We start from the raw sequence: 26,996 nt of genomic DNA on the forward strand, positions 1-26,996 counted from the left end.
TGTGAGCGTCTTGCACCACGTTTGATTTCGCCCGATGAACGATCATCGAGTGGCACTGAGTGCCAACCTTTGAGAAGTGCAGCCTCCCATGATCCGCTCATCTGAGCGCAACCCCTATCAGGGGTGGCGAGAATCACGCTGCCATACGGCGCCCGGTTCCACCATGCGGACCGGTGCGATGAACGCTCGGGCGCGGCCGCCCGTACGGACTGGAGGCGGATCCGGACCCCCACGCCGGATCCGCCTCCCGCCTCACCGGCCTCGGTACGGAAGGAACCTCCGGGTTGCCTGTCTTCACTCGCGTCCTCACGCGCCTGCGCGCCCTCCGTGTTCCCCTGCGCCCGCGGGACACACGCGTCCTGACGCGCCTGCGCCACGCACGGGACGCCCATCCCTCCGCCGACCGCGCCCTGCGTCTGACGGGCCACGTCCTCGCCGCCGTGCTGGTGCTCGGCGCCCTGCTGATGCCGAACACCGCACCGGGCCTGCGGCCCGACCGCTTCACCCGGATCCCCGCCGAGGCGATCGTGGGGGCGGTCCTGCTGCTCGCCCTGCCGCGCCGGCCCCGGGTGGTCGTCGCCGCGCTCTACGGGACGGGCCTCGGCGTGCTCACCGTGCTCAACCTGCTGGACATCGGTTTCACCGAGTACCTGGGCCGCGGCTTCAACCTCGTCCTCGACTGGGGCCTGCTGGACGACGCCCTGTCCTACGTGCGGGACTCCATGGGCGGCTTCGCCGCCAACGCCGCCGCCGTCGGCGCGGTGCTGCTCGCCCTGCTCGTGGTGGTCGTCATGGCGCTCGCCACGGTCAGGCTCGGCGACATCCTGGCCCGGCACCGCGCCCGCGCCGGCCAGGGCGCGATGGTCGCGGGCACCGTGTGGATCACCTGCGCCTCGCTGGGCCTGCAGATCTCCGGGCTGCCGGTCGCCTCCGACCGCGCGGCGGACACCCTGCGCGGGCAGACCCGGCGGGTGGTGGACACCCTGCGCGACGAGGCGGCCTTCGCCGAGGAGGCACGGACCGACACCTTCGGCGCCACCCCTCCGGGACTGCTCCTGCCGGACCTGCGGGGCAAGGACGTCGTCATCGCGTTCATCGAGAGCTACGGCCGGGTGGCCGTGGAGGACCCGCTGATCGCGCCCGGCGTCACCCGCACCCTCGACACCCGGGGCGCCGCGCTCGCCGCGGCCGGCTACCAGGCGCGCAGCGGATGGCTGACCTCGTCGACGTACGGCGGGAGCAGCTGGCTCGGGCACTCCACGACCCTGTCCGGGCTGTGGATCGACAACCAGCAGCGGTACCGCACCGCCACCCACAGCGACCGGCTGACCCTCACCGCCGCCTTCCGGAAGTCCGGCGCGTGGGACACCGTCGGCATCATGCCGGGCGTGCAGAAGACCTGGCCGGAGGCGGAGTGGTACGGCCTGGACACGGTGTACGACGCCTTCGAGATGGGCTACGAGGGCCCGAAGTTCAGCTGGTCCACGATGCCGGACCAGTACGCCCTGGAGGCGTTCGAGCGTCTGGAGCACGGGAAGAAGCGGGACCGGCCGCTGATGTCGGAGGTCATCCTCACCTCCAGCCACCAGCCGTGGGCGCCGGTCCCGGAGATGATCGACTGGGAGGAGCTGGGCGACGGCTCGGTCTTCGACGCGATCGAGGAGGACGGCCGGGACGCGTCCGAGGTGATGGCCGACTCCACCGAGTCCCGCAAGGAGTACGGGCGTTCGGTGTCGTACTCGGTGACCGCCCTCACCGAGTGGCTGGAGCGCTACGGCACCGACGACACCGTGCTGGTCTTCCTCGGCGACCACCAGCCGATCGCCCGGGTCACCGGGCACACGAAGAACCGGGACGTGCCGGTGACGGTCGTCGCCAAGGACCCGGAGGTGCTGCGGAAGATCGACGGCTGGCGGTGGACGCCGGGCCTGCGGCCCGCCGACGACGCGCCCGTGTGGAAGATGGACGCCTTCCGCGACCGCTTCCTGACCGCCTACGGGTCCGTGCCCCGGCCCACCAAGGACTGATCAGCCGCCGGAGGTGTCCAGCTCGGCGTCCTCGCCGACGCCCGCGCAGTCGTAGGGGTCCTTCAGCCAGCCGTCCGGCAGCACCACGCGGTTGTTGCCGGACGTACGGCCGCGGGGGCCGTCGGCGCCGGACGGCCAGGGCTGGTCCAGGTCCAGCTCGTCGAGCCCGGCCCGCACCTCCTCCAGGGTGGAGGTGACGGCGAGCCGCCGGCGCATCTCGGAGCCGACCGCGAAGCCCTTGAGGTACCAGGCGACGTGCTTGCGGAAGTCGATCACACCGCGCGACTCGTCACCGATCCACTCGCCCAGCAGGGTGGCGTGCCGCACCATCGCGTCGGCCACCTCGCGCAGGGTGGGCCGGACATAGGCGTCGGGGCGCCCCTCGAAGGCGGCGACCAGGTCGGCGAAGAGCCACGGCCGGCCGAGGCAGCCGCGCCCGACGACCACGCCGTCGCAGCCGGTCTCGCGGACCATGCGCAGGGCGTCGTCGGCGGACCAGATGTCGCCGTTGCCGAGCACCGGGATCTCGGGGACGTGCTCCTTGAGCCGGGCGATCGCCTCCCAGTCGGCGGTGCCGCCGTAGTGCTGCGCGGCGGTGCGGCCGTGCAGCGCGATGGCGGTGACGCCCTCCTCCACGGCGATGCGGCCGGCGTCCAGGTAGGTGATGTGGTCGTCGTCGATGCCCTTGCGCATCTTCATCGTGACCGGCAGGTCGCCGGCGCCGGCGACGGCCTCGCGCAGGATGGCGCGCAGCAGGTTCCGCTTGAAGGGCAGGGCGGAGCCGCCGCCCTTGCGGGTCACCTTGGGGACCGGGCAGCCGAAGTTGAGGTCGATGTGGTCGGCGAGGTCCTCCTCCGCGATCATGCGGACGGCCTTGCCGACGGTCGCCGGGTCGACGCCGTAGAGCTGGATGGAGCGCGGCTGCTCGGAGGCGTCGAACCGGATGAGCTGCATGGTCTTCTCGTTGCGCTCGACCAGCGCCCGGGTGGTGATCATCTCGCTGACGAACAGGCCCTTGCCGCCGCTGTACTCCCGGCACAGGGTGCGGAAGGGCGCGTTGGTGATCCCGGCCATGGGGGCGAGCACGACGGGCGGGCGCACGGCGTGCGGGCCGATGGACAGGGTCGTGTTCACGGTCGGCGAGGCAGTCGGCATTCCCCCATTGTCCAGCATCCCGCGGGGCGCTCCGCACAATGATCGTGTATCGGTCATTAGTTAGTCGCACTATCGACATGGGCGTACGATGGCGCGCATGCCCGAGCTCAGCCACGGCCGCCGCATGCTGGTGCTCGCGATCTGCTGCATGAGCCTGCTGATCGTGAGCCTGGACAACACGGTCCTGAACGTCGCCCTGCCGTCCCTCCAGCGGGAGCTGGACGCGAGCACCTCGGGACTGCAGTGGACCATCGACGCGTACACGCTCGTGCTGGCCTCGCTGCTGATGCCGGCCGGCTCGACCGCCGACCGGATCGGCCGCCGGCGGGTCTTCCTGTCCGGCCTGGTGGTCTTCACCCTGGGCTCGCTGCTGTGCTCGCTCGCCCCGGACCTGAACTGGCTCGTGGTCTTCCGCATGGTGCAGGCGGTGGGCGGCTCGATGCTCAACCCGGTCGCCATGTCGATCATCACCAACACCTTCACCGACCCGCGCGAGCGGGCCCGCGCGATCGGGGTGTGGGGCGCGGTGGTCGGGCTGTCGATGGCCGCGGGGCCGCTGGTGGGCGGGCTGCTGGTGGACTCGGTCGGCTGGCGCTCCATCTTCTGGGTCAACCTGCCGGTGGGCCTCGCCGCGCTGCTGCTGACCTGGCGCTTCGTCCCCGAGTCGCGCGCCCCGCGGGCCCGCCGCCCCGACCCGGTCGGCCAGGTCCTGGTCATCGCCCTGTTCGGCTCCCTCACCTACGCGATCATCGAGGCCCCGCACGGTTCCTGGCTGTCCACGGTCCCCTTCGCCGCGCTCGCGGTGATCGCCCTCCTGGCGCTCCTCCGCTACGAGCCGCGCCGCCCGGAACCCCTGATCGACCTGCGCTTCTTCCGCTCGGCGCCGTTCAGCGGGGCCACGGTGATCGCGGTGAGCGCCTTCGCGGCGCTGGGCGGGTTCCTGTTCCTGTCCACGCTGTACCTGCAGAACGTGCGGGGGCTGAGCGCGCTGGAGGCGGGGTTGTGGATGCTGCCGATGGCCGTCCCCACGTTCCTGTGCGCCCCGCTGTCCGGCCGCCTCGTCGGCAGCCGGGGACCGCGGCTGCCGCTGCTGGTCGCGGGCGGCGCGATGACGGTGAGCGGGCTGCTGTTCGCCCTCTTCGAGGCGGAGACGTCGAACGCGACGCTGCTCGCGGGCTACGTCCTCTTCGGCGTCGGCTTCGGCTTCGTCAACGCCCCGATCACCAACACGGCGGTCTCGGGCATGCCCCTCTCGCAGGCCGGAGTCGCCTCGGCGGTCGCCTCCACCAGCCGCCAGCTCGGCCAGACCCTGGGCGTGGCGGTCCTCGGCGCGGTCCTCGCGGCGGGCGTCGGCTCCTCCTCGTACGCCGACACCTTCGTCACGGCGTCCCGCCCCGGCTGGTGGATCCTGACCGCGTGCGGCGCGGGGGTTCTGACGCTGGGCGTCCTGACCACGGGCCCGTGGGCCCGGGCCACGGCGGAACGCACGGCGCGGCGCCTGGAGTCGGAGGAACGGCCGCCCCGGCGCACGGGGGTGGGTGCCTGAGGGCGCCCGCGCCGGGTGCGGGTAGTGCGTGGCTGGTCGCGCAGTTCCCCGCGCCCCTGAAAGGCGCCTCCGCCGGACGGCAGTCGCGGCGGCAGGGTCAGCCCCCGCCGCCGCAGGCAGTAGCGCCGCGCGGACAACGCCCGGCCGCTGCGGGCAGTCGTGCCGCTGGGGCGATGGGGGTACCTCCCGCTCGAGCGAAGCCGAGAGTGGGGGAGGGTGGGCGCAGCGGCACCCCCTGCAGCGCCGCTGCGGGTGGTCCGTGGCTGGTCGCGCAGTTCCCCGCGCCCCTGAAGGGCGCCTCCGCCGCGCGACTTCCGCAGACCCCCACCTGTTGATGTCGGTTTTGCTGCACACTCCTTGTCGTCCCCGGACGGGGGCAGGAGTACGGCGACACCGATCCGCCGACCGCCGGAGGCACCATGCCCCAGATCGACTCCAGCAAGGTCAGCCGCTGGGACCTGCACGGACGTGAGCACACCGTGCGCGTCCACCGCACCGGGGTGCAGCGGACGATCAGATGTGACACGTGCGGCTGGCGCCGGGGCGCCCAGTTCCTGCCGTGGCTGAAGGCGCAGGAGCACCTGGAGCAGGCGCACCAGGCGACGGTGGACCCGACCGCGGCCTGACCGGCCCGCGCGGTCAGGCCCGCAGCCCCCGCAGCAGCAGATCCACGGTCGCCTCGAAGTCGGCGTCCGCCTCCGGGCTGTCCCACTCCCCCGCGTGGGCGGGGTCGTGGAAGCGGCCGGTGGCCTGGAAGACGGCACGGGCGCTGACCGCGGGGTCGTCGCTGTGGAAGACCCCGGCGGCCACCCCGTCGGCGACGATCCGCGTCACCTGCTCCGTCAGCTCGTCGATGTGCTCGGCGACCGCGCCGACCTGCTCGCCGGCCAGCACGCTGTAGGTAGCGAACAGCTCCGGGTCGTCGCCCGCCTTGCGCCGCTTGGCGGTGAAGAGGGCGGCCAGCCAGTCCCGCAGCCGCGCCTGGGGGGCGCGGGACGCGTCGCCGGCGATCCCGTCCAGCGCCTCGGACGTCCGGTCCAGCCACCGCTTGGTCACGGCCTCGCGCAGCGCCGCCTTGGTGCGGAAGTGCCGGTAGACGCTGCCGTGGCTGACGCCGAGGGCGCGGGCCACGTCCACCACGGTGGCCTTCGCCGGGCCGTGCCGGCGCAGCACCTCCTCGGTCGCCTCCAGGATGCGCTCGGCGGTCAGGGTCTCGGTCGCTGCCATGCCTAGACCGTACCCGGCGCCGGGATCACTCCTCGGTGCCGAGGTGGGCCATCATCGGCTCCGGGTAGCGGGCCCCCGCGGCGGCCCCGGGCGGCACCGCCCGCTCGATCGCCGCGAGGTCGTCCGCGTCCAGCGTGACGTCCAGCGCGCCCAGCGACTCCGTCAGCCGCTCCCGGGTGCGGGCGCCGACCAGCGGCACGATGTCCTCGCCGCGCGACAGCACCCAGGCGACGGCGATCTGCGCGACCGTGACGCCCTTGCGCGCCGCGATCTCGCGCAGCGCGTCGACGAGGCGCAGGTTGTGCCGGAGGTTGTCGCCCTGGAAGCGGGGCGAGTGGGCGCGGAAGTCGTCCGCGGCCAGCCGCCGGTCGGCGGTGAAGTGGCCGGAGATCAGGCCGCGCGCCAGCACCCCGTACGCCGTGACGGAGATGCCCAGCTCGCGGGTGGTGGGCAGGATCTGGTCCTCGACGGCGCGGGAGATCAGCGAGTACTCGATCTGGAGGTCGGCGATCGGCGCGGTGGCGGCGGCCCGCCGGACGGCGTCGGCGCCGACCTCGCTGAGCCCGATGTGCCGTACGTGGCCCTTCTCCACGAGCTCCGCGACGGCGCCGACGGTCTCCTCGACCGGCACGTCCGGGTCGGCGCGGGAGAGGCGGTAGACGTCGATGTGGTCGACGCCCAGCCGCTGGAGGGAGTACGCGGCGAAGTTCCGTACCGCGGCCGGGCGGCCGTCGATCGGGCCCCAGCCGCCGTCCGGGTCACGCAGGGCACCGAACTTGACGCTGGTGAGGGCCTGTTCGCGCAGCCCGGCGGGGGTGGTGCGCAGCGCCTCGCCGATCAGCAGCTCGTTGTGGCCCATGCCGTAGAAGTCGCCGGTGTCGAGCAGGGTGACGCCGGCGTCCAGGGCGGCGTGGATCGTGGCGATCGCCTCGGTCCGGTCCGCCGCGCCGTACAGCGCGGACATGCCCATGCAGCCGAGCCCCAGGGCGGACACCCGGGGACCGGTCTTTCCGAGAGGTCGTGTGTGCATCGTCATGCGTCCACGATGACATGACGGATGACAGATTTCAATATCTGTCATCTCTACATCTGTCACTCGATCGCGGAACGCGCGCACGACCCCGGAAACGCGTGAACGCCGGGCCCCGGAGATCCGGGACCCGGCGTTCACGCCGGTCGAGAGAGAGGGGTCAGCAGCCGACCAGACGGGCGGCCAGGTAGCCCTCGATCTGGTCGAGGGAGACCCGCTCCTGCTTCATGGTGTCGCGCTCGCGCACGGTCACCGCGTTGTCGTCCAGGGTGTCGAAGTCGACGGTCACGCAGAACGGGGTGCCGATCTCGTCCTGGCGGCGGTAGCGGCGGCCGATGGCGCCGGCGTCGTCGAACTCGATGTTCCAGTTCTGCCGCAGCGTCTGGGCGAGACCCTTGGCCTTCGGGGACAGCTCCGGGTTGCGGGACAGCGGCAGCACCGCGACCTTCACCGGCGCGAGGCGGTGGTCGAGCCGCAGCACGGTCCGCTTCTCCATCTTGCCCTTGGCGTTGGGCGCCTCGTCCTCGACGTAGGCGTCGAGCAGGAAGGCGAGCATCGCCCGGCCGACACCGGCCGCCGGCTCGATGACGTACGGCGTCCAGCGCTCGCCGGCCTCCTGGTCGAAGTAGGAGAGGTCCTGGCCGGAGGCCTTGGAGTGCGCGGAGAGGTCGTAGTCGGTGCGGTTGGCGACACCCTCCAGCTCGCCCCACTCGCTGCCGCCGAACTGGAAGCGGTACTCGATGTCAGCGGTGCGCTTGGAGTAGTGGGAGAGCTTCTCCTTCGGGTGCTCGTACCACCGCATGTTCTCCTCGCGCAGGCCGAGACCGGTGTACCAGTTCCAGCGCTGCTCCATCCAGTACTCCTGCCACTGCTCGTCCTCGCCCGGCTTGACGAAGAACTCCATCTCCATCTGCTCGAACTCGCGGGTCCGGAAGATGAAGTTGCCGGGCGTGATCTCGTTGCGGAAGGACTTGCCCATCTGGGCGATGCCGAACGGCGGCTTCCGGCGCGAAGTGGTCTGCACCTGGCCGAAGTTGGTGAAGATGCCCTGGGCGGTCTCGGGGCGCAGGTAGGCGATGGAGCCGGAGTCCTGCGTCGGGCCGAGGTGGGTGGAGAGCAGACCCGAGAACTGCTTGGGCTCGGTGAAGGTGCCCTTGTTGCCGCAGTTGGGGCAGTTGAGGTCGGCGAGGCCGCCCGCGGGGGCGTGCCCCTTCTTCTCCTCGTACGCCTCCTCCAGGTGGTCCGCGCGGAACCGCTTGTGACAGGAGGTGCATTCGGTGAGCGGGTCGGTGAAGGTCGCGACGTGACCGGAGGCGACCCACACCTCGGGGGCCAGGATGACGGACGAGTCGATGCCGACCACGTCCTCGCGCGAGGTCACCATGTAGCGCCACCACTGGCGCTTCAGGTTCTCCTTGAGCTCGACACCCAGCGGCCCGTAGTCCCAGGCGGCACGCTGGCCGCCGTAGATCTCACTGCAGGGGAATACGAAGCCACGGCGCTTGCTCAGGCTGACGATGGTGTCGATCTTGTCGGCGGCCACGGTGCTCTCTTCATTACGACGACGGGCGACGAAGCGGAGATGCTTCCAGCGAATGCCTCAGGTTACCGGCGGGGACGGCCCCTCGACCAAATCGGTCCCCCCGGGCGACCCTCCACGGGACCGGCGGAGGACCTTGTTGACAACGGTTTCCATATCAGCTGAAAATGACTGTCATGAACGTACGACGACGCCACATATCCGCGGTCGCGCTCACCGCGGTCGCCGCCCTTGGGTTCGGCACCCTCACCGCCTGCTCGTCCGACAGCGCCGCCGCGGGCGACACGGGCTCGTTCGACGTCGTCGCGTCGTTCTACCCGATGGCCTTCCTCGCCGAGCGGATCGGCGGCGAACACGTCCACGTCACCAGTCTCACCCAGCCCGGCCAGGAGCCGCACGACCTGGAGATCAGCGCCCGGCAGACCGCGCAGCTCGAGGAGGCCGACGCGGCCCTCTACCTCAAGGGCCTCCAGCCCTCCGTCGACGAGGCCATCGGCCAGTCGCCCATCGCCACGAAGATCGACGCGGCCGAGCTGACCACGCTGGAGGAGCACGGCACCGAGGCCGGCCACGACGAGGAGCACGGGGACGAGCACGGCACCGAGGCCGGCCACGCCGACGAGCACGGGGACGAGCACGCCCACGAGGACGAGCACGGCCACGACCACGAGGGCGGCGACCCCCACATCTGGCTCGACCCGGTGAGGTACGCCGAGGTCGCCGAGGGCGTCGGCAAGGCCTTCCAGAAGGCCGACCCGGACCACGCCGCCGACTACCGCAAGAACACCGCGGCCCTGGTCAAGGACCTCAAGACACTCGACGAGAAGTTCCGCACCGGCCTCGCGAACCGCACGACCGACGTCTTCGTCACCACCCACGCCGCCTTCGGCTACCTCGCCGAGCGCTACGGGCTGACCGAGGAGGCCATCAGCGGCCTGGACCCCGACACCGAGCCCAGCGGGGCGCGCGTGAAGGAGTTGCAGAAGATCGCGAAGGAGGACGGCGTCACCACCGTCTTCTACGAGACGCTGGTCAGCGACAAGACCGCGAAGACCCTCGCCGGCGACACCGGGCTCAGGACCGACGTCCTCGACCCGGTCGAGGGCATCACCGACCGCTCCCGCGGCGAGGACTACTTCCAGGTCATGGAGGCCAACCTCACGGCCCTGCGCACCGCGCTGGGCGCCCGGTGACCCCCGACGACGCGACATCGGAGGACGGCATGACCACCGAGCCCGTCATCACCCTGCGGGGGGTGCGCGCCGAGCTGGGCTCGCGCCCCGTGCTGCGCGGCATCGACCTCACCGTGCACCGCGGCGAGGTCGTCGCCCTGCTCGGCGCCAACGGCTCCGGCAAGTCCACCGCCGTGCGCACCGTGATCGGCCAGGTGCCGGTCACCGCCGGGGAGATCGAGCTGTTCGGCGCCGAGCGGCGCCGGTTCCGCGACTGGGCGCGGGTGGGCTACGTCCCGCAGCGCACCACGGCCGCCGGCGGGGTGCCCGCCACGGTCACCGAGGTCGTCTCCTCGGGACGGCTCGCCCGCACCCGTTTCGGCCTGTTCCGCAAGGCCGACCGGGAGGCCGTCCGCCGGGCCCTGGAGCTGGTCGGCATGGCGGACCGCGCCAAGGACTCCGTCGACGCCCTGTCCGGCGGCCAGCACCAGCGGGTCCTCATCGCCCGCGCGCTCGCCTGCGAACCGGACCTGATGATCATGGACGAGCCGATGGCGGGCGTGGACCTGGCGAGCCAGGAGATCCTCGCCGAGACCCTGCGCACGCAGGTCGGCCGCGGCGCCACGGTCCTCCTCGTCCTGCACGAACTGGGCCCGCTGGAGCCCCTGATCGACCGGGCGGTCGTGCTCCGTGACGGCTGCGTGCTGCACGACGGCCCGCCGCCCAAGGCGGTCGGCCAGCACGCCCTGCCCGGCCACGACCACGTACACCCGCACGCACCGGCGGACGCCGGACCGATCCGCACGGGACTGCTGAGCTGATGGAGATCCTCGACTACGCCTTCATGCAACGGGCGCTGCTCGCCGCCGTCCTGGTCGGCGTCACCGCCCCCGCCGTCGGCGTCTACCTCGTCCAGCGCCGCCAGGCGCTCATGGGCGACGGAATCGGCCATGTAGCGATGACCGGCGTGGGCCTCGGCTTCCTGCTGTCCTGGTCCCCGGTGTGGATGGCCGCCGTGGTCTCCGTCCTCGGCGCCGTCTTCATGGAACTGGTCCGCTGGTACGCCCGGACCCGCGGCGACATCGCCCTCGCGATGCTGTTCTACGGCGGCATGGCCGGCGGCGTCATGTTCATCAACCTCGCGCCCGGCGGCTCCACCTCGAACCTCTCCTCGTTCCTGTTCGGCTCGCTGTCCACGGTCTCCCCGTCCGACGTGACCGCGATCTGCGTGCTGGCCGCGTTCGTGGTGCTGGTCACCGTGGGCCTGCGGCGGCAGCTCTTCGCGGTCAGCCAGGACGAGGAGTTCGCGCGGGTGACGGGCCTGCCGGTGCGGTTCCTGAACCTGCTCACCGCGGTCACGGCCGCGGTCACGGTGTCCGTGGCGATGCGGGTGGTGGGCCTGCTGCTGGTGAGCGCGCTGATGGTGGTGCCGGTCGCGGCGGCCCAGCAGCTCACCCGGAGTTTCGCCGCCACGTTCGCCGTCGCCGTCGCGATCGGCGTCAGCGTGGCCGTCGGCGGCACCGTCACCTCGTACTACCAGGACGTGCCGCCCGGCGCGACGATCGTGCTGCTGACCATCGGCGCCTTCATCCTGCTGACCGCGCTGGCCGCCCCGCTGTCCCGGCGCCGCGCCCGGGCGCAGGCCGCCGCACGGCCCGGCGCCGACCCCGCGGAGTGCTCGATTCCGGCCAGCCGTCCGGCGGACGGCAAGGTCGGCGCCTGACTCGCCGTGCTCCGGCCTGGCACAATGGCCCGGGCAGCAGCCAGACGTGAGGAGGCATTCCGGTGACGACCGCAGGACCGCCCGTGAAGGGCCGCGCCACCCGGCAGCGTGCCGCCGTGGCGGCTTGCCTCCAGGAGGTCGACGAGTTCCGCAGCGCGCAGGAACTGCACGACATGCTCAAGCACAAGGGCGACTCGGTCGGGCTCACCACGGTCTACCGCACGCTGCAGTCCCTCGCCGACGCCGGTGAGGTCGACGTCCTGCGCACCGCCGACGGCGAGTCCGTCTACCGACGCTGCTCCAGCGGGGACCATCACCACCACCTGGTGTGCCGCAGCTGCGGCAAGGCCGTCGAGGTCGAGGGCCCGGCCGTGGAGAAGTGGGCGGAGGCCATCGCCGCCGAGCACGGCTACGTCAACGTGGCCCACACGGTGGAGATCTTCGGCACCTGCGCGGAGTGCGCCGCGGGTTGAGCCGAGCACGGCTCCGCCGCGGGGACTGTGGCGCGTCGGCGGCATCAGGTGCGTCGGGGCCGGTCGCGCAGCTCCCCGCGCCCCTGGGGGTCTCCACCGGCCGCGCGCCCGTCCCCGCCCGGCGTCAGTCGCCCGGCTGCTCGCCCTCCATCGCCATCAGCTCCTCATTCGGGATCGCCCCGCCGAACCGGCGGTCGCGGGAGGCGAACTCCAGGCACGCCCGCCACAGGTCGCGCCGGTCGAAGTCCGGCCACAGCACGTCCTGGAAGACCAGCTCGGCGTAGGCGCTCTGCCACAGCAGGTAGTTGGACGTGCGCTGCTCGCCGCTCGGCCGCAGGAACAGGTCCACGTCCGGCATGTCCGGGTAGTACAGGTACCGCTGCAGCGTCTTCTCGTTGACCTTCGACGGGTCCAGCCGGCCCGCCCTCACGTCCTCGGCGAGCGCCTGCGCGGCGTCGGCGATCTCCGCGCGGCCGCCGTAGTTCATGCAGAAGTACAGCGTCAGCCGGTCGTTGTCCTTGGTCTGCTCCTGGGCGATCTGGAGCTCCTTGGCGACGGACTTCCACAGCTTGGGCATACGGCCCACCCAGCGGACCCGGATGCCCAGGTCGTCGAGCTGGTCCCGGGTCTTGCGGATGAAGTCCCGGTTGAAGTTCATCAGGAAGCGCACCTCGTCCGGGGACCGCTTCCAGTTCTCGGTGGAGAAGGCGTACAGCGAGATGGCGCCCACCCCCATCTCGATCCCGCCCTGGAGCACGTCGAGCACCCGCTCCGCGCCGACCTTGTGGCCCTCGGTGCGCGGCAGCCCCCGCTCCTTCGCCCAGCGCCCGTTGCCGTCCATGACGATCGCCACATGGTTGGGGACCAGTTCCCCGGGGAGCTTCGGGGGCCGCGCGCCGGAGGGGTGCGGTTCCGGGGTCCTGTACTCCCGGCGCTGCCGCCCCAGGAATCCGCGTACGGCCATGTGTCTCTCGTCTCCTCGTGCTGACGGGGTTCTTACTGCTTCTCGACGTACCGGAGCGAGCGCAGCCCGCGCTCCAGATGCCAGTGGAGGTAGGCGGACACGAGCCCGCTCCCCTCCCGGACGTACCGTGCCTCGCACGCGTCCGCGGTGTCCCAGTCTCCCGTAAGCAGCGCGCCCAGGAGTTCCAGGGCCTGCGGGGAGGGTACGACGCTCCCGGGGACGCGGCAGTCGGCGCACACGGTTCCGCCCGACGCGACCGAGAAGAACCGGTTCGGTCCCGGCATGCCGCACCTCGCGCAGTCCGTGAAGCTGGGCGCGTAGCCGTTGACCGCGAGGGAGCGCAGCAGGAAGGCGTCGAGCACCAGGTGCGGGGCGTGCTCGCCCCGGGCGAGGGTGCGCAGTCCGCCGACCAGCAGCAGGTACTGCTGCACCGCAGGCTCGCCCTCGTGGTCGGTGAACCGCTCGGCGGTCTCCAGCATGGCCGTGCCGGCGGTGTAGCGCGCGTAGTCGGTGACGATGCCGCCGCCGTACGGCGCGATCGTCTCGCTCTGCGTGCACAGCGGCAGGCCGCGTCCGACCAGCTCGCTGCCCTTGGCGAAGAACTGCACGTCCACGTGGGAGAACGGCTCCAGGCGCGCCCCGAACTTCGACTTGGTCCGGCGCACGCCCCTCGCCACGGCGCGCACCCGCCCGTGCCCGCGGGTGAGCAGGGTGATGATCCGGTCCGCCTCACCCAGTTTCTGGGTGCGCAGCACGATGCCGTCGTCGCGGAACAGACTCATGGCAGCCATTGTCGCGCACGTTCACGGCACCTCGCGGCGGCTCCTGGCGTCGGCGTGCGCGGTGACCGCGCGCGGGTGCGGGGCGGGGCGGTGGACGCATCGGGTTCCTTGCATGCGGATGATATGCCGATGACGCCGAAGGCGTGACGTTTCCGCAGGGGTGCAACCGGGAGACGCGGCCCCGGTCTCCTCCCCTGCGCAACCGACACTCCTTCGGTGAGGAGAGCGACATGACCGCGACCGCTTTCGAGTACGGCCCGAACCCTTCCGCCGCCGGGCAGTCGGGCGGCGACTACCTGCTGGCCCGGCCCGACGCGGCCACCCGCGTCGGCTCCCCCATCGACCCGCGCGACCGGCGCCGCCTGGATCTGCACGCCGCCCTGACCGCCGCCGGGATCCCGCCGCGCCCGGAGGACCGCGAGGCCATCGAGCACCTGAGCGCCCTGTCCGCCGGGATCAACAGCACCATCCAGCGCTGGCTCCAGCACACCCTGTGAGCCCACGGGACGGTCAGCCGGCGCCCGGTGCGACCAGACCCGACTCGTAGGCCACGACGACCAGTTGGGCCCGGTCCCGGGCGCCGAGCTTGCCCATCGTGCGGCTCACGTGGGTCTTCGCGGTGAGCGGGCTGAGCCCCAGCGTCTCGGCGATCTCCGTGTTGTTGAGGCCGCGTGCGACCAGCGTCAGCACCTCCCGCTCCCGCTCGGAGAGGCAGTCGGGGCCGGCGGTGACCGGCGCCGCCGCGGGACTGCGCAGGAAGCGCTCGATCAGCCGGGCCGTGGGTCCCGGCGACAGGAGCGCGTCACCGGCGGCCACCGTGCGGATGGCGTCGAGGAGTTCGGCGGGCCGGGTGTCCTTCACCAGGAACCCGGACGCCCCGGCGCGCAGCGCGTCCACGATGTTCTCGTCCGTGTCGTAGGTGGTGAGGACCAGCACCTTCACCCCCGCCAGGTCGTCGTCGGCGGCGATCAGCCGGGTGGCCTCGATGCCGTCGAGGTCCGGCATGCGGATGTCCATGACGACGAGGTCGGCCCGCTCGCTACGGGCGAGTCCGACCGCCTGCCGGCCGGTGGCGGCCTGTCCGACGACCTCCATGTCGGGCGCCGACTCGACGAGCATCGCGAACGCCTCCCGCACCAGAGTCTGGTCGTCGGCGAGCAGCACACGTACGGTCATCCGGTCCGTCCCTCCCGGGTCGCGTCGGTCAGCGGCAGGGCGGCGGTCACCCGGAAGCCCCCGCCCTCGCGGGGACCGGCCTCCAGCGTGCCGCCCACGCTGCGCGCCCGCTCCCGCATGCCGACCAGCCCGAACCCGGGGGTGCCGTCGGGGTCGGGTCCGGTGCCGTCGTCGGTGACGCCGATGCGCAGCGTCCCGTCCCGGTCGCTCACGTCGACGCGTACGGCGGGCTCCGGGCCGGCGTGCCGGACCACGTTGGTCAGCGCCTCCTGCACCACGCGGTACGCGGCGGCCCCGACCGCGGGCGGCACCGGCTCCGTGACCCGCACGCGGTGCTCCACGCGGGCGCCGGCCAGGCGCGCGGCCTCCACCAGGTCGGGCAGCCCGTCCAGCCCGGCGAGCGGGCCACGGGCGTCCTCGGGGCCGCCGTCGTCCCGCAACACCTCGAGCGTGGCGCGCAGTTCGCCGCGCGCGGTGCGGCAGGTGCCGGCGATGTCGTCGAGGGCCTTCGCCACGGCCGCCCGGTCGAGACGGTCGGGGTCGGCGGCCAGGACGTGCGCGGCGACGGACGTCTGCACCCCGATGAGGGTGATGCTGTGGGCGAGGAGGTCGTGCAGGTCCCGCGCCATGCGCAGCCGCTCCTCGGCGACCCGGCGGCGCGCCTCCTCCTCGCGGGTGCGTTCCGCCCGTTCCGCGCGTTCGACGATCGCGGCGACGTACTGCCGGTAGTAGCGGACGTCGAGGCCGAGGAAGAGGACGGCGACGACCCAGCCGGTGATGCGGACGAGTTCCGTGAACCCGTCGGGGTTGGTGAGGGCGTTCACGGTGAGGGTGGTGCCGATGACGACGGTGCCGATCAGCAGCGTCCGGCGCGGGGTGCCCGTCGCGGCGACCGTGTAGAGCACCACCACGGTCGCGGCCACGGGCGCCCCGTGGGGGTGGTCCAGGGCGTGGTACGGCACGACCGGGGCCAGCACCGCCAGCAGCACCGGCAGCGGCCGCTTCCGCCGCCAGGGCAGCGGCACATGGGCCGCGAACAGCAGGGCCCAGCCGAGCGCGTCGGGCCGGTGGCCGTCGCCGGCCAGCAGCGCCAGCGTGACGCCCAGGACGGCGGCGCACGCGGCGAGCACGGCGTCGTTGCGGACGGCGTGCGGGCGGGTCAGGGGGTCACGGCTGAGCGCGGTGATGATCCCGTCCCTGGTACGGGAGTCACTGGTACGGGAGCCACCGGTCCGGAAGCGCCCGGTGCGGGGGTCCACGGTCCGGGAGCCCGTGTTTCCGGAGCCCGCAGGCCCGGAGTCCGCGGTTCCGGAGCCCCGGTCACGGGAGCCCCCGGTCCGGGAGGGTTCGGCTGCCTGTGCTGTCGTCGGGTGCACGGGGTCCATCCTCGGGGAGGAGGGCGCCCCTCCGGGAGGGAGGGGCGCCCTGTCACGGTCGTACGGGCGGATCACACCGGCTCCGGCTGCCGCTCACCGCGCTCCGGCTCGGGCGTGCGGGACAGCGCGCCCGGCCACCACATCCGGCGGCCCAGCAGCACGCTCGCCGTGGTGACCAGGTAGGTGCGGACCAGGAAGGTGTCGAGGAGGACGCCGACGGCGATGACGAGGCCGAGTTCGACCATCGCGACCAGGGGCAGCGTGGTGAGCACCGCGAACGTCGCGGCGAGCACGAGGCCCGCGGAGGCGATGACCCCGCCCGTGGTGCGCAGCGCGGTGAGGGCGGCCGCCTCGGGTTCGGCGCCGTTCAGGGACTCCTCCCGCATGCGGTGCATGAGGAAGATGCCGTAGTCGACGCCGAGGGCCACCAGGAACACGAAGGACAGCAGCCCGATCGCGGGGTCGGTGCCGGCGAAGCCGAGCAGCGGCCCGAAGACCAGCCCGCCGATGCCGAGCGCCGCGCCCCAGACGGCGACCACCGCGCCGAGCAGCAGCAGCGGGGCGATAAGGCTGCGCAGCAGGACGACCAGGATCAGGAACACCGCGGCCAGCACCAGCGGCACGATCACCGCGCGGTCCCGCGCCTCGCTGCGGGCGAGGTCGAGCCGCTCCGCGCTGGGCCCGCCGACATGGGCGCCGGTGCCGTCGAGCGTGTCGCGCAGGGCCTCGATGGTGCGGGTCTCCCCCGCCGACTCCGGCGGCGCGGTGGCGAACACGGTGATCTCGGCCCAGGCGTCGCCGGCCCGTCCCGCGGTGGCCTCGGCGACGCCCTCCGTCCCCCGGACCCGCTCCACGACCTCGTCGGCGTCCTCGACGGGCGCGATCACGGTGATCGGCTGGGCGCCGCGCTCCGGGTACTCCTCCGCCAGTGTGCGCATCGCGCCGACGGACTCGGGCCGGTCGGTGAAGGCGTCCTCCTGCCGGAGGTCGCCGCCCAGGTTGAGCGTGCCCAGGGCGAGCGCGCCGAGGAGCACCGCGCCGCCGGTCAGGACGGCCGCGGGCCTGCGGGTGGCGGACGTGCCCATGGCGGCGAACAGCGACCGCCGTGCCTTCGGCGTACTGCCGTAGGCCGGGATCAGCGGCCAGAACACGCGCCGCCCGAGCAGCACCAGGACGGCGGGCAGCAGCGTCGTCATCGCGACCAGCGCGGCGAGCACCCCGACCACGCCGACGGGCCCCATGCCGCTGCTGCTGTTCAGGTCGGCGGCGAGCAGGCACAGCAGTCCGGCGGCGACCGTGCCGGAGGAGGCGAGCACGGCGGGACCGCAGCCGCGCAGGGCGGCCCGCATGGCGTCGTACGGCCGCTCGTGGCGGCGGAGTTCCTCCCGGTAGCGGGAGACCAGCAGCAGCGCGTAGTCGGTCCCGGCGCCGAGCACGAGGACGGTCATGATGCCGCCGCTCTGTCCGGTGATCGTGATGCCGAACAGCTCGTGCGTCCCGTACGCGGCGGCCATCGCCAGGACGGTCGCGGCGCCGGCCACGGCGAGCGGCACCAGCCACAGGAACGGACTGCGGTAGATCAGCACCAGCAGCACGGTGACCACGCCGAGCGTGGCCGTCAGCAGCGTGCCGTCGATGGTCTCGAACACCTCGTCCATGTCGGCGCCGACCGCCCCGGGCCCACCGACCTCGACGCTCAGTCGGCCCGACCCCCCGACGGTCTCCCGCACCCCGTCGACGAAGGCGAGCTGCGCCTCCTCGTCCTGCCCGGGCCGCGTGCTGGAGACCGGGTACATCAGCGTGCTGCCGTCCGCGGAGGGAACGCCCCGCGGCACGTCCGACAGCTCGAACTCCCGCTCCACGTCGGCGATCTGCGCGGCGGCCGCCTCCCGGTCGGCGGCCGTCAGCCCGCCGTCGCGGTGGTAGACCACCACCAGGTCGGTGGACTCGCCGCCGGGCAGCTCGTCCTGGACGCGCGCCACCTGCGTCGAGTCGGCGCCGTCGGGCAGGTAGTCGACCGCCCGGTTCTGCTGCACGTCGGCGAACTTGCCGGCGAGCGGCAGGAGCAGCACCAGCGCCGCCACCCACAGCCCCGCCACCGCCCAGGGCACGGCCCGCCGCCCCCGTGTGCCTGTCCTGACTGGCCTCATGGCCTCGGCTCCCCTCCGGTCCGGTCGTCTGGATCGCTGTCCAGCCTTCCGGCGGCGGGGAGCCGAAACGTCAGGCGCGAGACCGAAACGGCGGGTACTGCGGCGGGCGGCCGGAGGGCGGCCGTTACTCCCCCGGGAGTAACGGCGGGGACCGGCGGGAGGTCAGCCCCGGTCGACCATCCAGGTGCCGTCCTCCTCGTCGTCGACCCGGACCTCCAGCTCGCGCAGGCTCATGCCGGCCTCCCACAGTTCACGGAAGCGCTTCATCCGGTCGTGCACATGGTCCTGACGGGCAATCAGCCGGGTCCGGATGTTGACGTCGCGCAGGTCCTGGTCGATCTCGAAGGACACCGCCTCGTCGTACACGATGAAGTCGTTGGTGGTGCCGCGCAGCAGGTGCGGCGGCAGCTCCGGCAGGACCGCCACGCGCACCTCGATGTGCAGCACCTGCTGCTCCTCGCACAGCCGCAGCAGCCGGTCGTCCAGCTCCCGGGCGCTCTCCAGCAGGAACAGCCGGCGCACCGGGACGCCCTGTTCGATCGCCTCCGCCTGGGCGTGCAGATAGCGGCTGGCGGGCTCGCTGTTCCAGAACGTCCGGTCCACGGAGGTGCTGGTGGCGCAGATGGACTTCTCCGCGGCCCGGGTGAGGGTGAGCATCCAGTCGTGGTTCTCGCCCGGGCACTCCGCGGTGAGGGTGGTGAGGTCGCTCAGGTGCCCGATCACCCGCTGCATCTCCAGCCGGACGAAGGTGGAGAGGATCGGCAGGCCGGGCGAGAGGACCTCGGCGAAGTTGGCGGCCAGGTCGGACACGGATTCGATGCGCACCAGGGGCGGCGCCGGCGGTTCGGGCTCGGCCGGCCGGGGCGGGGGCACCAGGCGCGTCTCGACGAGCTGCTTCATGTCCTCGGTGTGCCGGGTCAGCCCGTGCTGGAGTTCGTCGTAGCGCCGTAAGCCGCCGCGCACGGTGGCCGCGGTCTCCGCCAGCAGGCTCTCCGCGCGCCGGGCCCGCTCCTCGGCCGCCCGGTCCGGGACCAGGACGAGGTGCTGGACGGCGACGGCGGCGACGGCGACCAGGGCGGCGGCGCCGAGCTGCCGAGCCGCGCCGTCCTCCGGGCTGAGCAGCGCGGCGAGGCCCCAGGCGAGCAGTCCGGCGACCAGGCCCACCAGCAGCCTGCGCCGCCACGGGACGGGGTCGGCGCGCTCGGCCGGACGGGCCGCGGGCGTGTCGGGGGCGCCGGACGTCTCCGGCGTCCGGTCCTCGAGGTGTTCGGGTGTGCCCGCCGCGCCCGGCGGGCCGGCCGTGGCGTCGGGCTGAGGTGTCTGTGCCGTGCTCATCTCGCTTCTCCCCCCGTTGGGAAACACGTCGGTTCGGGATGCGGAATGTGCGTGGGGGTCCGGACGAGGCCGCTCACGGCTGGTGGGCGTCTCGCGGGCAGGGGTCGGGTCGGGGCGCGTTCAGGGCGCGGGCTCCACCTCCCGGTGCACGGGCGGGATCGCGTGCAGGGTGAGCTGGTCGCGGACGCGCTGCACCAGGGCGAGCCACTGCCGGGTGAACCCGGGCCGCTCCTCCAGCGCCTCCCACAGCGGGGCCAGCTCCCCGGACACCCGGGCCCGCGGCATCCACAGGTGCAGCAGATGGTCGACGGCCGGCCGCAACGCCCTGACCACCGGCGGCAGTGCGCCGTCCGCAGCGGCACGGGGCCAGGGTCCGGGCGCGGCCGGGCCGAGACGGATGCCGTCGAGGACGCGGACCAGCGTGGTCAGCAGCCAGTCGTGCAGGGCCAGGTCGTCGCAGAGGCCGGCCAGATCGGCGGCGGGGATGTCCTCCGGGACCCGCAGCCGCACGGTGCGCAGCTCGTCCTCGGCGAGGGTGAACCGCTCCAGGGCCGGGGCCTCGCCCGGCGGCGCCGTCAGCGCCACCCAGCGCAGCCGGGTCTGCCGGGACCTCAGCGGCGGCCGCTGGTCGAGCAGCGGGTGCCGCAGCAGCCGGGTGAGCAGTCCCCCGGCGATCAGGCCCACGTCGAGGTCGCCGTGGCGTCCGCCGTCGAGCAGTCCGGCGGCGACCGCGTCGCACGGCAGCTTCCCCAGCGGCTCGACCAGTCCGGGCCGCACCAGGTAGTCGCCCCAGGGCCGGCGGTGGTCGGGCCCGGAGGCGGGGAGGGTGAAGTACGCGGAGGTCTGCAGCACGCGTCCCTCGGTGAGCGCGGCCCGCGCGGCGACCGTGCCGACGGCGCGGACCCGGGCGCCGTTGGCGCTGGGCAGCGGGCAGTCGACGCCGGTGAGGATGTCCGGGGAGCGCCCGTAGAGGTTGGGGCGCTCGGACACCAGGACCCGCTCGTCGGCGCGCAGCCGCAGCAGCTGGGCGGCGGCGCGGCTGTCGAGGGCCTGCCCGGCGGGCAGCAGGCAGGTGCGGACCTCGCCGCAGGCCAGCACGGTGCGCGGCGCGGCGGTGCCGGGCCGCGCACCGGGGGCTGTCCTGGTCGCGGCCGGCATCTCAGGTCTCCTCGCAGAAGACGTAGGAGACGCGGTCGGCGACCGGGCCGGGGACGGGCACGCCCTCGCCCGCGGACCGCTCGGCGACCTGGCGCAGGGCGTCCCGGTCCACGTCCGTCTGGTCGAGGACGACCCGCACGGCGTGCTCGACGGGCAGGAAGCGGCTGGGCAGCACCGAGCAGGTGCGGTAGGCGGCGAACGGGTCCGCCCGCGGGTTGAGCCGCACCAGCGGCGGCAGGTCGTCCCAGTCGTCGGGGAACGCGCCGGTGTGCGGCCTCGGGTCGAAGACGGCCTCGCCCTGGTGGCGCAGCAGCCCGAGGCGGGCGAGCTGCCACACCGCGGCCAGGAAGGGGCAGGACCAGAGGCGCTCCCCTTCGGGCGTCTCGCTCCACAGCTCGACGTCGAGGAACACGGAGTGGCGGCGGGCGGCGGTCTCGCGGGGCGGCTCCCAGGCGGCGGCCTTCCGCATCGCCTGCGGGGCGCGGACGGTGGGGCTGCGCACGCCGTTGGCCAGCCAGCCGGTCTGCGCGGCGGGCGGCCGGTGGCCGTAGCTGCCGGGCGGCGGTTCCTCGACGAGCCGCCCGGCCACCGCCTCCGCGACGGGCACCTTCCCGCTGACGGCGCAGCAGGACTCGCGGGCCAGGTAGTCGACGGCCAGCCCCGCGCGCTCGGCCTCCGCCAGCAGCATGGGGACGACCTCGGCGGGGCTCGCGAACCGGGTGAAGTAGTCGTCGATCAGGAAGCAGGTGCTGATCCGGGCGCGCCGCCCGCCGGCCCGGTCGGCGGCGAAGGCACGGGCGGCCTCCGCCCAGGGACGGACCCGCGCGAAGTGCCGCCGCAGATGCTCGGGCCCCGCCTCGAAGTCCTCCATGTACAGGTGCCCCAGCTCCAGGGAGAGGTGGGACAGCGGCACCGCCTGGGTGCGGGGTTCGGCGGTGGTCTCACGGAACACCGCTTCGGTCATGGCAGCCCCCAGTACGCGTCGTCGGTGAGCCGCCGGGCGATCTCCTCGAGCGCCTCCAGCGTCTCCTTGTTGGCGATCTGGGTGGCGAGGACGTCCTCCTCGGTGATCAGCTGCTCCCGCCACTGCAGGATCGGCTCCAGCGGCACGGTGCCGAGCACCACGCTGTCGCCGATGTACTGGTCGGAGGCGAGCCGGCGCAGCGCCCTGTTGCAGGACTGCATCCAGGCGGCCTGGGCGGGCGAGCCCTGCGCCCACATGGCCGACTCCGGGTCGGGCACGGCGGCCCGCACGAAGCGGATGTTGCCCTGGAGGGTCGCCTCGTCGTGCCCGCGGTCGACGCCGCTGCGGAGGATGCCGTTCTCCTTGTGCACCAGTCCCGCGGCGGCGATGACGTGCTGCCGGGTCCAGCGGTGGAACACCAGCCAGCGGTAGGCGACATGGCGCATCCGGGGGTGCGCGGTGGCCGCGAGGACCAGGTCGACGGCGTAGCTGCGGCCGGCGCTGAGGTCCACCATGACCAGGTCGAACTCGCTGTTGAGCCGCAGCAGCAGGTCGATGCAGCGCTCCAGCGCCTCCTCGCCGGTGGCGAACTCGCCGCCGCCCGCGTCGCCGGGGTAGAGGACGAGCCGCCCGGACTGGTTCTGCCGGGCGCGCAGCACCGGGTGCTCGGTCTGCCGCCAGATGTCGATGCTGGCCGGTTCGGTGACCTCGCCCTCCAGGTAGGAGTGCAGGCCCCGCTCCTCGGTGCCGCGCAGGGCGCTGGGCACGTCGAACACGGCGGCGGCGGTGGGCGAGCCGAAGTCGAAGTCGACGTAGGCGACGTGGTCGCCGACGAGGGCGCGCTGGTAGGCCAGGTTGGCGCTGGTGACCGAGCGGCCCGTGCCTCCCTTGTCGGAGGCGGCGAAGACGAGCACGGCTCAGCCCTCCTGTGCGGCGGCGTCCCGGGCCTGGGCCAGGGTGTCGAGTTCCCGCAGGACGGGCAGGGCGAGCGCGAAGGCGGTGGCGGGCCGCTCGTCGACCAGGCCGCGGGCGTGGTCCAGCCGGTTCTCTATGCTCCGCATCGCCCGGGCGCGGCTGCCGTCGTCGCCGGTGGACGCCTCCAGCTGCTCCCTGCCGAACAGGTGCGTGGCCTCGCTGAGCAGGTCCCGGGCGAGGTCGGCCAGGTCGGGACTGCGGATGGGCTCCTGCTCGTAGAGGTTGCGGGCGGCGACCAGGCACTCGGTGACGCGTTCGGTGACGCTCCAGGACAGGCGGCGGTTGACGCCCTTGGCGTCCGGGAAGACGGCGCGTACGTCGTCCCAGAGGCCGGCGCCGTGGCCGTCCTCGATCCTGCGGCTCCACAGGTGCTCGAAGGTCTGCTCGGCGAGGCGCAGCAGCCGGTCCTGCGCCTCGATGTTCCGGGACAGCTCGGCGAGCTGCACGGTCCGCTTGAGCAGCTGGGCGGAGAAGTCGGTCATCCGCCACTGGAGCAGCGACCCGGAGCGCTCGGACCCGGCGAGCGGCATCAGCACGCCCGGGTCGTGCAGCCGGACCACCGGGTCGTTCCTGGTCATGCGGCTGGTGACGCGGCCGCGGTCGGCGAGCCGCTCCATGATGGAGACGGTGCGGGTGAGGTCGTCGTCGGTGGCCCTGCGGCGCACCAGGTCGTGGACGAGGATGGCCGCGACGGTGAGCGAGAAGTACTCGGACTCCAGGCGCAGTCCGGTGGTCTGCCAGGGCAGGTCCTCCAGGGGCCAGCGCTCGGTGCCGAAGCGGGCGACGGCCGACCAGTACTGCTGGCTCAGCTCCCAGCGCAGCCGCAGCGCCTCGGCGAGTTTCTGCTGGTCGGCGTCGAGCAGTCCGAGGGTGAGGGTGCGCTCGGAGAAGAGGTCCTGGATGCCGTCGAGGGCGACGACGGTGAAGTACACGTACGGCAGCCGGTCGGCGATGCCGTCGGGCTGGCCGGGCACCTGGGTGTCCAGGTCGGTGATTCTGGGGGCGTCCTTGACGACGCCCCAGGCCCAGCCGCACTCGAAGAGCTGGCTCTCGTCGCGGATGGACTCGTCGACCTGGATGCCGCGGCTGAGGCTCTCGATGATGGTGGCGCGCAGCGGCCGGAAGCGGCGGGCGAACTGCTGGAGGACGGCCCGGTCGGAGTGCCGGTTCTGGCCGATGACCTGGATCAGCCGCCGGCCCTGTTCGGACTCGGCGTCGAAGACGTTGACGGTGAAGGAGCGCAGCAGGCTGATCATGGCGGCGGTGAGCCGCAGATTGGTGGCCTCGCGGAGTTCGCCGAGCGCCCGGCGCACTTCGGGGCGGGTGGTGCTGTTCTCGTAGACCTTGAGGAAGCCGAGGGTCGCCAGGCAGAGCGTGACGGACATCGAGTAGGAGTCGACGACGCCTAACTTGCCCTGCTCGTACGTCAGTTCCGTTTGCGGGTCGACGGGTTTGAAGTACGGTCCGCCGGCGAAGGTGGGGGAGTCGTCGGGACCGGTGTGGGTGCGCATGAACTGGGTCAGCGCGGTGATCAGGTTCGGCGGGATCTCCAGCCGGCTGCCGACGCGCTCCAGCGCCTGGAGCACGTCCCGTTCGCTGGTGTCGGGCTGGTCCAGGCGGAACGCGGGGATCTCGGTGGCGGGGTACAGCAGGCAGAGCAGCCGCTCGGCGTCCGCGACACTACTCAGCCCGTCGGTGTCCCCCCACACGAGCTTGCCGTCGTCGAACGAGTGGCGGGCCGCGGCCCGCCAGATGTCCAGCAGATGCTGGCGTGGCTTGATCTGCATCCCCCTACCCCTCGTACAGACCGTGTGCAGACATGGTCCCCGTTCCTACGTGTCCGCAATCGCCGAATTCCGCCGCCCCAAGGCGAGGATGATGCCCTCGTGCCCCTCGCGCACCATGTGGTGCAGATCGTGGATCTCCAGGTCGTCGGCCCAGTCGTTCAGGCTCTCGCGGACCCGCTCCTCGTTGACCCGGTAGGCCGGATAGCGATGGTCGCCCACCCGGTAGCCGACGGACTCCTTCATGAAGGCGGCGGCGAACGGCGCGCCCTCGTTCAGCGCGTCCATGAAGCAGGTGACGCCGCGGCGGAACTCGTCGGGGCACTCGGACATGGAGTCGGCGACGAAGAACATGGTGCCGATGTCCCAGCGGCGCTGGCCGTCGAGGTCGAGGAGGTTCGCCCGCTCGACGCGGACGATCTCGCCGAACCGGCCGCGGGGCTCGACGGCCGCGTAGGCGGGGTGCTCGCGCAGCTGGTCCCAGAAGGGGTCCCAGACGGTGTCGAACCCGGCGGGGGACGCCTGCTTCTCCAGGTACTCCACGTTCGGCTGCGCGTACTCCAGGAGCAGGATCTTCTCGCACCAGGGCAGCATGGACAGCGCCGGGTAGAGGTTGGCCCCCGCGCCGACGTCGACGCCGCGGCCCGTGCGCGGGGCGTCGTCCTCGAAGCACTTGCCGAAGTAGTCGCGCATCAGCCGCACGATCAGCAGATCGACCTCGAGAGGGCTGCGGTAGTTGGCGTCGACGTAGGCCTCAGGATCGAACTTCGACCACGGGGCGTCGGCGTTACGGTCCATCATCACCCTGCCGCGTTCCATTCAGTGTCGGACAAGACCGTGTGCCCTGTCTGCGCCGTTCCGCTGAACGTCGGCAGGTGGAGCAGCATCTCCGGTTCTCGCACGGTAGGCCGAAGTGGCACGCCGAGACAGCCAGGAACACGCCGTTCCCCGTCGACGGGCGCACGGCAGGCGCACGCCGGTGATCCGTGCACCCCTGAACTCGCCCTTGCACGCGGTGAGTTGACGGCTCACTCTAGCCAGAAGACGCCACCGGCCGCCACCGGAAGCAGCAATCCCTTCCGGGTGAACGCCGGTGTCTTCGCGTTGACGCATCCGCATGTCCCGACTGGGGGGTGGCATGACCGCCGAACCGCTGGAGCGCACCTTGGACCGGCACGGGCGACTCGCGGAACCCGACGGGTTCCGGGCGCCCGGGCATCTGGTCCTGCGGGGGGCCCTGGAGTCCGATCTGCCCGAGCTGCGCCGGCTCGACGAGGAGGTGTTCCAGGAGGTCGCCTATCCCGCCTTCCTGCTCCGCCAGCTGTACGACGTCTACGCCGAGCACTTCCTGGTGCTGGACGACGGCGCGGGCGGGCTGCGCGGCTACGTCCTGGCCGCCACCACCGCGTTCAGCCGGGACAGCTGGATCCTCGGCCTGTGCGTGACCGAGGGGGACCGCCGGCACGGGCTCGGCCGGGAGCTGATGACGGAGATCCTGAAGCGGCTGCGCCGTGACGGGACCGAGACGGTGCGGCTGACGGTGGAGCCCGCCAACCGGGCCGCGATCCTGCTCTACCGCTCCCTCGGCTTCAGCCCGGAGGAGCCGGACGACGGCCTCCGCAGGGACTACTTCGGTCCGGGCGAGCACCGGCGGATCATGCGATTGGAGCTGTGCTAGACGGGCCGTCGCTTCAGGACGGCGTCCGTGCCGCGGCCAGCAGGCGGCCGACGTCGTCGGAGCAGATGGTGAGGGCCGCGCCCACCGTGGCGAGGGCGTCGCGTTCCGCGGGGGTGTACGGGCCGTCGGCCAGGGCGATCCGGGCGCCCTGCAGCAGGATCGACTCACGGCCGGGCGCGGCGAGGTGCGGGGCCAGCGGGTCCAGGGCCTCGTGCAGTTCGATGGACAGCCCCGCCACGCAGGGCTCGCCGGTGAACCGGCCGGTGTCCGCCTCCAGCGCCTCGACCAGCGCGGCCAGCTGCTCCTCCGTGCAGTCCTCGAAGCCGGCGGCGCGCACCCCGGCCGCGGCGGTCTCCAGGGCGGCGCGGGAGCAGGTGCCGCCCGCGGCGAGCACGGCGAGGGCGACGGTGTGGACGGCGTCCCGCAGCATCGCGGAGAAGCGGGTGGTGGTGGGGTGGTCCAGCACGTCGGTGCCGAAGTGGCCGCGGCAGGCGGCGCACTCCACGGTCGGCGCGCACACCCCGCGCGGCAGCACGGGCACGCCCAGCACGGTGAACCGGCGGCGGCCGGTGAGCCGCTGGTAGTTGCGGTCGCCGCCGCAGCTGGGGCAGAAGAACTCCCCGTCGCCGACGGCGGTCCACGCGGTGCGGGTGCCGACCAGGCGGCGCGCACGCCGGGCGGCAGCGGTACGGCCGTCGGGTCCCCGTTCTGGCAGCACGTCGCACCTCCATCAACGCCACACAGCTCCGTCGCCGCGCTTG

At 72.9% G+C, this 26,996-nt stretch carries 25 protein-coding genes; 9 read left to right on the top strand and 16 right to left on the bottom strand.

Annotation, left to right across the window (positions count from 1 at the left end; genetic code table 11):
* The first annotated feature begins 284 nt into the window (after window positions 1-284).
* Complete coding sequence (locus tag ACP7TJ_RS10200) at window positions 285-2,027, top strand: CDP-alcohol phosphatidyltransferase (protein ID WP_427762872.1); 1,743 nt, start codon at window positions 285-287, stop codon at window positions 2,025-2,027.
* Here the strand turns inward: ACP7TJ_RS10200 and dusB are convergent, their stop codons facing one another.
* Window positions 2,028-3,182, bottom strand: a complete 1,155-nt coding sequence (gene dusB, locus ACP7TJ_RS10205) for a tRNA dihydrouridine synthase DusB (RefSeq protein ID WP_167743141.1) — start codon at window positions 3,180-3,182, stop codon at window positions 2,028-2,030.
* A 97-nt stretch (window positions 3,183-3,279) separates the two neighbouring features.
* On the opposite strand from dusB, the gene ACP7TJ_RS10210 reads away from it, so the two are divergent.
* Together ACP7TJ_RS10210 and ACP7TJ_RS10215 are read left to right on the top strand one after the other, a co-directional pair.
* On the top strand, window positions 3,280-4,728 hold the full coding sequence (locus tag ACP7TJ_RS10210; RefSeq protein ID WP_367461445.1) for an MFS transporter: 1,449 nt from the start codon (window positions 3,280-3,282) through the stop codon (window positions 4,726-4,728).
* A gap of 419 nt (window positions 4,729-5,147) precedes the next feature.
* Entirely contained in the window at window positions 5,148-5,354 is a 207-nt protein-coding gene (locus ACP7TJ_RS10215) for a hypothetical protein (protein ID WP_167743145.1), read from the top strand.
* Between the two features lie 13 nt (window positions 5,355-5,367).
* On the opposite strand, the gene ACP7TJ_RS10220 is transcribed toward ACP7TJ_RS10215, so the two are convergent.
* The 3 genes from ACP7TJ_RS10220 to ACP7TJ_RS10230 form a co-directional block, all read right to left on the bottom strand.
* A complete protein-coding gene (locus ACP7TJ_RS10220) occupies window positions 5,368-5,955 on the bottom strand; it encodes a TetR family transcriptional regulator (RefSeq protein ID WP_370163528.1) in 588 nt (195 codons plus the stop codon).
* A gap of 25 nt (window positions 5,956-5,980) precedes the next feature.
* Window positions 5,981-6,991: an aldo/keto reductase gene (locus ACP7TJ_RS10225; protein ID WP_427762876.1), complete on the bottom strand. Its 1,011-nt coding sequence runs from the start codon at window positions 6,989-6,991 to the stop codon at window positions 5,981-5,983.
* A 154-nt stretch (window positions 6,992-7,145) separates the two neighbouring features.
* A complete protein-coding gene (locus ACP7TJ_RS10230) occupies window positions 7,146-8,528 on the bottom strand; it encodes a glycine--tRNA ligase (protein WP_093764782.1) in 1,383 nt (460 codons plus the stop codon).
* Between the two features lie 173 nt (window positions 8,529-8,701).
* Between ACP7TJ_RS10230 and ACP7TJ_RS10235 the strand changes: the two genes are divergently transcribed.
* From ACP7TJ_RS10235 to ACP7TJ_RS10250, 4 genes are all read left to right on the top strand, one after another.
* On the top strand, window positions 8,702-9,718 hold the full coding sequence (locus tag ACP7TJ_RS10235; RefSeq protein WP_427762878.1) for a metal ABC transporter substrate-binding protein: 1,017 nt from the start codon (window positions 8,702-8,704) through the stop codon (window positions 9,716-9,718).
* Between the two features lie 29 nt (window positions 9,719-9,747).
* A complete protein-coding gene (locus ACP7TJ_RS10240) occupies window positions 9,748-10,518 on the top strand; it encodes a metal ABC transporter ATP-binding protein (RefSeq protein ID WP_093764784.1) in 771 nt (256 codons plus the stop codon).
* Window positions 10,518-11,420 carry a metal ABC transporter permease gene (locus tag ACP7TJ_RS10245; RefSeq protein ID WP_093764785.1) on the top strand — a complete coding sequence of 301 codons (903 nt, stop codon included), beginning with the start codon at window positions 10,518-10,520 and terminating at the stop codon, window positions 11,418-11,420. Before ACP7TJ_RS10240 ends, ACP7TJ_RS10245 begins: the two co-directional genes overlap by 1 nt.
* A 62-nt stretch (window positions 11,421-11,482) precedes the next feature.
* Window positions 11,483-11,893 (top strand): Fur family transcriptional regulator, encoded by a 411-nt coding sequence (locus ACP7TJ_RS10250; RefSeq protein WP_093764786.1) that lies wholly within the window; start codon window positions 11,483-11,485, stop codon window positions 11,891-11,893.
* A 124-nt stretch (window positions 11,894-12,017) separates the two neighbouring features.
* Here the strand turns inward: ACP7TJ_RS10250 and ACP7TJ_RS10255 are convergent, their stop codons facing one another.
* Together ACP7TJ_RS10255 and recO are read right to left on the bottom strand one after the other, a co-directional pair.
* Entirely contained in the window at window positions 12,018-12,857 is an 840-nt protein-coding gene (locus ACP7TJ_RS10255) for an isoprenyl transferase (RefSeq protein ID WP_367447262.1), read from the bottom strand.
* A 32-nt stretch (window positions 12,858-12,889) separates the two neighbouring features.
* Window positions 12,890-13,639 (bottom strand): DNA repair protein RecO, encoded by a 750-nt coding sequence (gene recO / locus ACP7TJ_RS10260; RefSeq protein ID WP_093764854.1) that lies wholly within the window; start codon window positions 13,637-13,639, stop codon window positions 12,890-12,892.
* A 230-nt stretch (window positions 13,640-13,869) separates the two neighbouring features.
* Here recO and ACP7TJ_RS10265 point away from each other — a divergent pair, with 230 nt between their 5' ends.
* Complete coding sequence (locus ACP7TJ_RS10265; RefSeq protein WP_093764788.1) at window positions 13,870-14,136, top strand: hypothetical protein; 267 nt, start codon at window positions 13,870-13,872, stop codon at window positions 14,134-14,136.
* 13 nt (window positions 14,137-14,149) lie between these two features.
* Here the strand turns inward: ACP7TJ_RS10265 and ACP7TJ_RS10270 are convergent, their stop codons facing one another.
* The 9 genes from ACP7TJ_RS10270 to ACP7TJ_RS10310 all read right to left on the bottom strand — a co-directional run bounded on the left by ACP7TJ_RS10270 (window position 14,150) and on the right by ACP7TJ_RS10310 (window position 25,358).
* Window positions 14,150-14,815 carry a response regulator transcription factor gene (locus ACP7TJ_RS10270; RefSeq protein WP_167743151.1) on the bottom strand — a complete coding sequence of 222 codons (666 nt, stop codon included), beginning with the start codon at window positions 14,813-14,815 and terminating at the stop codon, window positions 14,150-14,152.
* Window positions 14,812-16,074: a sensor histidine kinase gene (locus tag ACP7TJ_RS10275; RefSeq protein ID WP_427762883.1), complete on the bottom strand. Its 1,263-nt coding sequence runs from the start codon at window positions 16,072-16,074 to the stop codon at window positions 14,812-14,814. Before ACP7TJ_RS10275 ends, ACP7TJ_RS10270 begins: the two co-directional genes overlap by 4 nt.
* Window positions 16,075-16,262: 188 nt before the next feature.
* Window positions 16,263-18,341 carry an MMPL family transporter gene (locus ACP7TJ_RS10280; protein ID WP_427762885.1) on the bottom strand — a complete coding sequence of 693 codons (2,079 nt, stop codon included), beginning with the start codon at window positions 18,339-18,341 and terminating at the stop codon, window positions 16,263-16,265.
* 162 nt (window positions 18,342-18,503) lie between these two features.
* Window positions 18,504-19,676: a hypothetical protein gene (locus ACP7TJ_RS10285; RefSeq protein WP_266396878.1), complete on the bottom strand. Its 1,173-nt coding sequence runs from the start codon at window positions 19,674-19,676 to the stop codon at window positions 18,504-18,506.
* A gap of 120 nt (window positions 19,677-19,796) precedes the next feature.
* On the bottom strand, window positions 19,797-20,834 hold the full coding sequence (locus tag ACP7TJ_RS10290) for an SCO2521 family protein (protein ID WP_093764793.1): 1,038 nt from the start codon (window positions 20,832-20,834) through the stop codon (window positions 19,797-19,799).
* Between the two features lies 1 nt (window position 20,835).
* Window positions 20,836-21,798 carry an SCO2522 family protein gene (locus ACP7TJ_RS10295; protein ID WP_266396881.1) on the bottom strand — a complete coding sequence of 321 codons (963 nt, stop codon included), beginning with the start codon at window positions 21,796-21,798 and terminating at the stop codon, window positions 20,836-20,838.
* On the bottom strand, window positions 21,795-22,712 hold the full coding sequence (locus ACP7TJ_RS10300) for an SCO2523 family variant P-loop protein (protein WP_093764795.1): 918 nt from the start codon (window positions 22,710-22,712) through the stop codon (window positions 21,795-21,797). The genes ACP7TJ_RS10295 and ACP7TJ_RS10300 overlap by 4 nt, the downstream gene beginning before the upstream one ends.
* Window positions 22,713-22,715: 3 nt before the next feature.
* Window positions 22,716-24,560, bottom strand: a complete 1,845-nt coding sequence (locus tag ACP7TJ_RS10305) for an SCO2524 family protein (RefSeq protein ID WP_093764796.1) — start codon at window positions 24,558-24,560, stop codon at window positions 22,716-22,718.
* 45 nt (window positions 24,561-24,605) lie between these two features.
* Window positions 24,606-25,358, bottom strand: a complete 753-nt coding sequence (locus ACP7TJ_RS10310) for an SCO2525 family SAM-dependent methyltransferase (RefSeq protein ID WP_167743163.1) — start codon at window positions 25,356-25,358, stop codon at window positions 24,606-24,608.
* Window positions 25,359-25,695: 337 nt separating this feature from the next.
* Here ACP7TJ_RS10310 and ACP7TJ_RS10315 point away from each other — a divergent pair, with 337 nt between their 5' ends.
* The gene (locus tag ACP7TJ_RS10315) at window positions 25,696-26,235 is read left to right on the top strand and encodes a GNAT family N-acetyltransferase (RefSeq protein ID WP_093764798.1); all 540 of its coding nucleotides are present in this window, start codon (window positions 25,696-25,698) and stop codon (window positions 26,233-26,235) included.
* A 13-nt stretch (window positions 26,236-26,248) separates the two neighbouring features.
* Here ACP7TJ_RS10315 and ACP7TJ_RS10320 read toward each other — a convergent pair whose 3' ends face one another.
* Window positions 26,249-26,953: a TerB family tellurite resistance protein gene (locus ACP7TJ_RS10320; protein ID WP_093764799.1), complete on the bottom strand. Its 705-nt coding sequence runs from the start codon at window positions 26,951-26,953 to the stop codon at window positions 26,249-26,251.
* Window positions 26,954-26,996: the final 43 nt, after the last annotated feature.

Origin of the sequence: Streptomyces sp. DSM 41931, assembly GCF_050271085.1 — a bacterium.
Classification (GTDB): domain Bacteria; phylum Actinomycetota; class Actinomycetes; order Streptomycetales; family Streptomycetaceae; genus Streptomyces; species Streptomyces albogriseolus.

Excerpts from the sequence above, each read along its gene's own strand:
- dusB (WP_167743141.1), bottom strand. The coding sequence starts at position 3,182 with ATGCCGACTGCCTCGCCGACCGTGAACACGACCCTGTCCATCGGCCCG.
- ACP7TJ_RS10210 (WP_367461445.1), top strand. The coding sequence starts at position 3,280 with ATGCCCGAGCTCAGCCACGGCCGCCGCATGCTGGTGCTCGCGATCTGC.
- ACP7TJ_RS10215 (WP_167743145.1), top strand. The coding sequence starts at position 5,148 with ATGCCCCAGATCGACTCCAGCAAGGTCAGCCGCTGGGACCTGCACGGA.
- ACP7TJ_RS10220 (WP_370163528.1), bottom strand. The coding sequence starts at position 5,955 with ATGGCAGCGACCGAGACCCTGACCGCCGAGCGCATCCTGGAGGCGACC.
- ACP7TJ_RS10225 (WP_427762876.1), bottom strand. The coding sequence starts at position 6,991 with ATGACGATGCACACACGACCTCTCGGAAAGACCGGTCCCCGGGTGTCC.
- ACP7TJ_RS10235 (WP_427762878.1), top strand. The coding sequence starts at position 8,702 with ATGAACGTACGACGACGCCACATATCCGCGGTCGCGCTCACCGCGGTC.
- ACP7TJ_RS10240 (WP_093764784.1), top strand. The coding sequence starts at position 9,748 with ATGACCACCGAGCCCGTCATCACCCTGCGGGGGGTGCGCGCCGAGCTG.
- ACP7TJ_RS10245 (WP_093764785.1), top strand. The coding sequence starts at position 10,518 with ATGGAGATCCTCGACTACGCCTTCATGCAACGGGCGCTGCTCGCCGCC.
- ACP7TJ_RS10255 (WP_367447262.1), bottom strand. The coding sequence starts at position 12,857 with ATGGCCGTACGCGGATTCCTGGGGCGGCAGCGCCGGGAGTACAGGACC.
- recO (WP_093764854.1), bottom strand. The coding sequence starts at position 13,639 with ATGAGTCTGTTCCGCGACGACGGCATCGTGCTGCGCACCCAGAAACTG.
- ACP7TJ_RS10265 (WP_093764788.1), top strand. The coding sequence starts at position 13,870 with ATGACCGCGACCGCTTTCGAGTACGGCCCGAACCCTTCCGCCGCCGGG.
- ACP7TJ_RS10270 (WP_167743151.1), bottom strand. The coding sequence starts at position 14,815 with ATGACCGTACGTGTGCTGCTCGCCGACGACCAGACTCTGGTGCGGGAG.
- ACP7TJ_RS10280 (WP_427762885.1), bottom strand. The coding sequence starts at position 18,341 with ATGAGGCCAGTCAGGACAGGCACACGGGGGCGGCGGGCCGTGCCCTGG.
- ACP7TJ_RS10285 (WP_266396878.1), bottom strand. The coding sequence starts at position 19,676 with ATGAGCACGGCACAGACACCTCAGCCCGACGCCACGGCCGGCCCGCCG.
- ACP7TJ_RS10290 (WP_093764793.1), bottom strand. The coding sequence starts at position 20,834 with ATGCCGGCCGCGACCAGGACAGCCCCCGGTGCGCGGCCCGGCACCGCC.
- ACP7TJ_RS10295 (WP_266396881.1), bottom strand. The coding sequence starts at position 21,798 with ATGACCGAAGCGGTGTTCCGTGAGACCACCGCCGAACCCCGCACCCAG.
- ACP7TJ_RS10305 (WP_093764796.1), bottom strand. The coding sequence starts at position 24,560 with ATGCAGATCAAGCCACGCCAGCATCTGCTGGACATCTGGCGGGCCGCG.
- ACP7TJ_RS10310 (WP_167743163.1), bottom strand. The coding sequence starts at position 25,358 with ATGATGGACCGTAACGCCGACGCCCCGTGGTCGAAGTTCGATCCTGAG.
- ACP7TJ_RS10315 (WP_093764798.1), top strand. The coding sequence starts at position 25,696 with ATGACCGCCGAACCGCTGGAGCGCACCTTGGACCGGCACGGGCGACTC.